Genomic DNA, 6,933 nt, shown 5'->3' with positions numbered 1-6,933 from the left:
TCTCCGCCATCGGTTTTCAGTTCATGCCATTGCTGCACGCCGCGGGAGAAACCGTGGCCCCCGGCCAAGGACAGCGCCGTATCCATGTAGACAAACGAATCTGGCGAGAAATAGAGCGTGCGCGTGAGCGAATGCCACGTCATCAGGATAACGCAGACCGCGGCGGCAAGGAAGATGGCGCGGCGCGCGCACGGGTATCCAGGTGATCTGTCCATCGGGCGCATGCGCTTACGTGCGCGCCCGCAGAGACAGGCATTCTGGCCGCGCTCCCCGGCACACGGTTCCTACTTTCCCCCGAGGGTCTTCTCGAGTTTCTCCGAGATGGGCATGCCCAGCGACAGCGACGTTTCGTAATAGGGCCGCGCCGCCGCGATGTCGCCCTTCTCCATTGCGTACCACCAGGCGAGGTTGTGCTGCGCCGGGCCATAGTGGGGATCCGTTTCAGTGATTTCGCGCGCCAGCGCGATCGCGTTGTCGAGATGGCCCGCGTGCGCTTCCGTGACCGATACGGCATTGCGCGCATCCACGAGGGCGGCGTCCAATTGGAGCGCTCTCCGGAAATGGGCCGAGGCTTCATCAAAGGCTTCTTTGTGTAATGCTTGAATGCCTAACTGATATTCGCCCATGGCCTCTTCGGCGTAGCCCAGTTCGCAAAGCAGCGCCGAAACGGCGGCGTCAACGGCGGCCTCATGCGCGAGCCGGTAGCGCACCCCGCCGTCCTCGGTCCACTGGGAAAGGGCATTGTCCTCGACGGAGACCAGATTCTGGCCGAGGACGGGCAGCAGCCCGCCCTTGGGGTTTCCCAGCCGGCTTTCGGCAAGGACGGGTTCCGGCGTGACCGTGATCGTGCTGGACCAGCGAAGGTGGCCTTCGGGCAGCGTATAGAGGGAGCCGTCCAGCTCTGCGACGAGCGTTCCCGCAGGCCCGAACAGCCCGAACGTCATCTTCACGTCCAGAAGCGCGGTGTGGCCGGCGTCCGCGAGCTGCAGGCACCGCGCCTCCTGTGCTGCTTGGCGGCTCTGAAAGCCCGCGGTCGAACCCATGGGGGCGACGCGGTTGGGCCCCAGCGCGTCGGTGAGACGCGAGACCAGACGTTCCTCGAAAACCAGCCCCGCGTCATAGCCTTGCAGCGCGTCCCGCAATTGGCGGCGAAGCTTGTCGTTGACAACGGCCGACACGCCTGTGCCCAGGACCGTGCCGGCGCTGCCCGCGAGCCGCAGCGTCTTCTGCGCGGGCGACATATCGATAACCGGTTCGCTCGAAGCCGCGCGCAGGGACCATGCCGTCGACGCGGAAGTGGACAACAGTTCACGCGCCTGCTCGACGCCCCGGCTTGCACACGCGGCCATGCCGAGCATGAGCACCGCCGCAACGCCGCATATTCCATACTTACGCATATAACGACCCTCCTGCGTGACAGCACGTCTTTGTGACTGGGTTCATCCTATCACGCCCATTTCCCGCGCACAACGCGCCCTTTCCGGCATGCTAGCGTCCTTCGCGCCCGTGCCGCCCGCGGTTTGCGCGCCCACGGGAATTGTGAAAGAATGACTTCCGAACCGGAGGATGATGCCGCCGCAGGAGAACCGGCGTTGGAGAACGACGGTTCCTGTGCGGTGAGGAGGGGTCATGGACTGGACAGGCAGGCGGGTGGCCGTGACGGGCGCCGGAGGATTCATCGGCAGCCACCTTACCGAACGGCTCCTGCGCCTTGGGGCCCATATCCGCGCCATGGCGCACGGCGACCCGCAACTGCGCCCGGGGTATCTCGCGGATATCCCCCAAGAACTGCGGGAGCGCCTGGAGTGGACGGGCGGCGACCTGCGCGATGCGTCCACCGTGTGCCGCCTCATTGAGGGCGCCGATACGGTTTTTCACCTCGGCGCTGTCACCAGCGTTGCCTATTCCTACCAGCATCCCGGGGAGACGGTCGCGGTTAATGCGCTGGGCACCTTGCATGTCTGTGAGGCGTGCCGCGTGGCTGGTGTCCGAAGGCTGGTGCACACTTCGACCGCGGGAGTCTATGGTAATGCCTTGGATGACAGGCCAATCACCGAAGAGCACCCGTTAAGGGCATGCAACCCATACACGGCCGGCAAGCTCGCAGGGGATATGGTGGCCCAAGCGTACCATCTCTCGTACGACCTGCCCGTCGCCATCATTCGTCTTTTTAATATTTTTGGCCCGCGCATGGGGCGATACCTGATCATGCCCACCATCATCGAGCAACTTATGTGCGGGTCCGAACTGCGCCTTGGCGACCTCAGGCCCATCCGTCCTTTCCTGTATGTTACAGATGTCATCGAAGCCTTTCTCGGCATGGCGAGCGCCGAAGGCGTGGTAGGGGAAGTGATTCATTTTGGGTCGGAGCAGTCTATCAGCATGGCGGACTTGGCCGCCCTGATCGGCCGTCTGATGCAAGTGCAATACCGGATTGTACATGATACGGCGCGGCTGCGCCCGGAGAAAAGTGAGATTTATTGGGTTCGCGTGGATTGCGGGAAAGCGCACCAGCGCCTTTCCTGGCGGCCCAAGGTGTCTCTGGAACAAGGATTGGAGGAAACGATTGCCTGGTTGCGGTCGCGCGGAGTGCCAGGCGGTGTCGTTCGCTAAAGTTGATTTCAGTAGTCGAGAATGCTATCCTTTACCCGCTGTCAAGAGTTTATCGGGTCTTGACGGCGGAACGGACCGGAAAGGGGTGCTATGGGATTGGCAGCAGATAGTGGAGGCGGAGAAGTTAAGTGCTTGTAGCGCACATATGTGAAGCGGCAGGGTGCGGTTTTCATGGTTGCGCCCACAGGCCGGATCGGCTATGATGAAGAAAACCGGAAGAGAATTGGGGGTACGCACCTCAGTCAATTCTGCGGTTTCCGGGGATGGCGAATATTATATGTTGGCTAAGCATGCACAGCTTAAGCCTTTTTCACGATGTGGGGCGGTGTTTATCGCCGGCCTTGTGTCGCTGGCCTCGTCTGTTCTCGCGCAAAGCCCTCAGTTGGGCTTGCCCGATGCGGAGGGTATGGGTACGCCGTTCCAGGAACAGACCCTGCGTTCCCTGGTCCGGAATCACGGCGATTTCCTCGATGAAAAGCACATGTTCATCGTGGAAGAAGAAGACGGCATCGTCACCTTCAAGCTGCGCAAGAATGAGCGCGCTCCTGGCGGGCCCCATCTCTTCTACGATCCGGACACCGGCGAGGAAGAGTCCGTGATTCGGTTCCAGGCGGAAGAGAACCTGGCGCGCGTGCGCTCCGAAGTCCTTGTGGTTGCCCCCCCGAACTACGTCAAGAACCCGGGACAGCGCTACCGCATTACGGTCGAGGGGCTTGGCATCGCGCCGGACTACGCGCGTGTGTTTGAAGTCGACGCCTACGACGCGATCGATGCCGTTTACGCGGAAATCGCGCGCATGTTGTCCGACACCTATGGCATCCAGCGGGAAGCGCTCTTTTACGGTCTCCAAGTTGGCCTGCAATGGCTGAACGAGGACCAGCGCTTTCCAGCGGCTGTCCCGCTTCCCGTGTTGCGCAGTGAGGCGGGCCAACGGCGGATTCAGGGGCAGTATCTGGAGCGGAGCCGGGGGCCGGGGTCGCGGAATCTCCAGTCCATTGCTCAGGGTGGCGCGGGGGAGATGCGTTGGGTGTGGGACGATGACTCGTCATCGCGCAGACTTATGACGGGCAGCGAGGACGAGCCTGCGCCGTCGGTTCGAGGAGGGAAGACGCCGGCCGGGTCGCTCAGCGCGCCCGGCGGTCAGGCGCCTGCCTACCGGCGCGGGCGGCCGGGCATCGTCGAGCGCGGCCAGGCGCCCCAATTGCGGCAGTATCGCGGTTCGCGCGAAGACCTGATGCCCGCGGACCCGCGGGCGCAGCGCATGCGCGGCCTGCGCGACCCGCAGCCGCGGCGGGAGAAACCGGGTTTGCCAGGGAGGCCGCTGACCGTTCCGGAGCAGCCGTACCCGGCCATAGACGCCGCGAATGTGGAGAACCTGGAGATCACGTCGGGAGAAATGGATTCGCCGCTGACGCTGAAGTCGCGGGGGAATCCTTGATCGCTTGAGTTGGCCCGGTCTGCCGAAGGGAGGCCGGGATTGTACGCGGAAGGATGGAATTGACGCATGGTTCGCAAGACAGCGACGGACCCATCACGGAGGCTGTTCTTTATGAAATCACAGTATCAGTGCGCCTGCTTGGTCTTTGCTCTAGCCGTACTGATGCTCCTGGGAGCGGGGTGCGCCACTTCGGGGCGCGCCGGCGACGGGATCATCATGGTCGGCGAGAAGGGCGAAAACCGGCCTGTAACACCGGAGGAAATCGACGCCATGTGCGGGCTCGACCAGCCCTATTATCTGCAGGTCGGCGACGTGGTCAATCTCGATTTCGCCATACGCAGCATGCGGACAAATGAAGTGCCCTGGGACTACCGCATCGAGGTCGGCGACAGCATGGAAGTGCGGTTGGGGCCGCGGCCCGTCGAGCCGGGCGAATACAAGCTCGAGGTGGGCGATGTGATTGGCATTTCCTTCCTCGATAACTGGCAGTTGAACGTCACGCGCACCGTGCGCCCGGACGGGATGATCACCGCGCCGGAAGTCGGCGACGTGCAGGCGCGTGGGCTTACGCCCCTCGGACTGCGCGACGAGCTGAAGCAGGTCTACGCCGCGTCGGGGCTCATTGAAGGAGAGCCTCGCGTTACGGTCAATGTCGACTTCGTGAACCTGGACCGCTACGGGGACATGAGCCGCGACGTGATCGTCCGGCCGGATGGCGCAATCAGTCTTCCGGGCGTCGAACAGGACATGCGCATCGCGGGGTTGACGGTTAGTGAAGCGACGGAACTCATCGAGACGGAAACCGCCAAGGCGTTGCAGAACCGGCCGATTGCGAGCCTCATCATATTCCCCGCGGTGGACACGAGCGTCCTGAGCGGCATGAGCGGGGCCGTTCAACTGCGGCCCGACGGTAGGATTTCCGTTGCGCGCCTGGGCGACGTGCAAGCCGCCGGTTACAGCTTGGATGAACTGGTGCACACGCTGCAGCAGCAGTGCGAGGGCCTGATTCACAACCCCGTCGAGATCAGCGCGGACGTGCTGAAGGCGACAGGCGGCCGCATCTACGTGGGCGGCGAAGTCAACCAGCCGGGCGTGTACCCGCTCGAGGGCGCGCCGAGCGCGCTGCAGGCCGTCCTGATGGCCAACGGTTTGAAGGACACGTCGCGGCTGAACAACGTGATTGTGCTGCGGCGCAACCCCAACGGGAAGCCCTACGTCTTTAACACCAACCTTCGCGTGGCTCTGACGCGCGGCCACACGGACAACGATATTCTCTTGCGCCCCTTTGACACGGTGTACGTGCCGAAGAAGACCATTTCGAGGCTGAATCTGTTCGTCGAGCAGTACATCGAGGAGATGGTGCCCTTCGACAACAGCATGGGCATTAACGCGCAGTACTACCTCAACGAACAGGAAGTGGATTCGAAGAGCAAGAACATCAACTTCAGCACGGGCATAACGGGAATTGCGGATATCCTGAATCCGTAAGGGCCCGGCCCGGGAACCAGGAAGGAGAGCCGCCGCGCGTCGCCGCGACGCCGCCGGAAGGAACATAGAGGAACCTACGCCATGGACCAACGGCAATTCTTTGTGCGCGACGTACTGACCGTCGTATTCAAACGGATCAAGCTGATCCTGTTTCTCCCCATCCTCATCTTCGCGGTGGTCTTCGTGGGGAACTACCTGTGGCCGCCGACATTCGAGTCTATGGCCAAGGTGCGGCTGGTCCGGGGCCGTGAAGTGTCTCAGACCGACCCGACCGTGACTTCGACCGGCCAGGACATGACGATGATCTCGTTGACGGTTGAGGACCTGAACTCCGAAATCGAGCTGGTCCACAGCCGCGACTTGCTCGAGCAAGTCGTGCGCGACATGAAACTGGACGAAAACTCCGAGTTCCCGTATGGCAGCGGCCCGCTGCGCACGCCGTTTCTTGCGACACGGGCATTCGTGGCGACGTTGCTCGACGTGCTGCAAATCAAGAAAAAGCCGGACAAGATCGAACTGGCCATGCAGCAGCTGGACAACGCGCTGATCGTCGAACCCGTTCGCGATTCCTACGTGCTTGAAATCCGGTGCCGTCTTGGCGCGTCCGGCCTTGCCCAGGAGGTGCTGCAGAGCGTGGTTGCGGCCTTCCGCGCGCGCCACATCGAGGTGTTCCGGACGCCGGAGAGCAGCGGCTTCTTCGAGCAGAAACGGCGGCAGACCCGCGAAGCGCTGGATATGGCGGAAAAGGAGATGCTGGAGGTCCGACAGAAGCAGGACGTCGGCCAGATAGAAACCGAGATTGATTTGCTCAACGAGGAATACACGAAAAACGCACGTCTTCTGAAACAGTTGGAGGAATTGGCGCGTGTGCTCGAGGGGCAGGACCTCGATACCAAGTACGTGTCGTTGCTGGCCATCGAGACGGAACAGACCGTCGTGCGCGAGATGCAGTTGCGCTTGTACGAATTGATACTTGAGCGCAATCGCGTGAAGCAGTCGCTGGGCGCCAGCCATCCGCAGGTGCAGAGCCTGAACGGGCAGGTGTCCGAGGCCATTGCCGACCTGAAATCCGCCATCGAGAGCATTCAGCAGGCCACCTCGATGAAACAGGAGGCGACCCGTGCGCGGCTGAACGACCTGAACGCGATCAAGAAGGAATTCGACGCCAAACAGCGCGAGGTCGACATTCTTGCCGCCAGCTATGAACTCTATTCGCAGAAATACGAGGAATCGATTATCAGCGAGGAACTGGCCGAAAGGAACATATCGAGCATTCGTGAAGTGTCGAAGGCCACGCTCCCGGCCAACCCCATTCGTCCGAACCGGCTGATGAACCTGATTCTGGCGATTATCGGCGGTTTTGTCATTGCGCTGGGCTTGGCGTTCTTCTTCGA

At 62.1% G+C, this 6,933-nt stretch carries 6 protein-coding genes; 4 read left to right on the top strand and 2 right to left on the bottom strand.

What is annotated here, in order from left to right; all coding sequences use genetic code 11:
- Positions 1-215, bottom strand: a 215-nt coding sequence (locus tag KA184_17400) for a hypothetical protein (GenBank protein ID MBP8131358.1), incomplete at its 3' end; no start/stop codon positions are given.
- 69 nt (positions 216-284) lie between these two features.
- Positions 285-1,397, bottom strand: coding sequence for a hypothetical protein (locus tag KA184_17395; protein MBP8131357.1), 1,113 nt, complete (start codon positions 1,395-1,397; stop codon positions 285-287).
- 232 nt (positions 1,398-1,629) lie between these two features.
- Here KA184_17395 and KA184_17390 point away from each other — a divergent pair, with 232 nt between their 5' ends.
- The 4 genes from KA184_17390 to KA184_17375 form a co-directional block, all read left to right on the top strand.
- Positions 1,630-2,613, top strand: a complete 984-nt coding sequence (locus KA184_17390) for a GDP-mannose 4,6-dehydratase (protein MBP8131356.1) — start codon at positions 1,630-1,632, stop codon at positions 2,611-2,613.
- Positions 2,614-2,938: 325 nt separating this feature from the next.
- Complete coding sequence (locus KA184_17385) at positions 2,939-4,051, top strand: hypothetical protein (protein ID MBP8131355.1); 1,113 nt, start codon at positions 2,939-2,941, stop codon at positions 4,049-4,051.
- A 111-nt stretch (positions 4,052-4,162) separates the two neighbouring features.
- Positions 4,163-5,539 carry a polysaccharide biosynthesis/export family protein gene (locus KA184_17380; GenBank protein MBP8131354.1) on the top strand — a complete coding sequence of 459 codons (1,377 nt, stop codon included), beginning with the start codon at positions 4,163-4,165 and terminating at the stop codon, positions 5,537-5,539.
- A gap of 81 nt (positions 5,540-5,620) precedes the next feature.
- Positions 5,621-6,933: hypothetical protein (locus tag KA184_17375; GenBank protein MBP8131353.1), on the top strand; the 1,313-nt coding region annotated here is incomplete at its 3' end.

This window comes from Candidatus Hydrogenedentota bacterium (genome assembly GCA_018005585.1).
In the GTDB taxonomy this organism is placed as follows: Bacteria; Hydrogenedentota; Hydrogenedentia; order Hydrogenedentales; family JAGMZX01; genus JAGMZX01.
The sequence above is the reverse complement of the archived record's forward strand: the minus strand, read 5'-3'. Positions and strand labels throughout refer to the sequence as shown.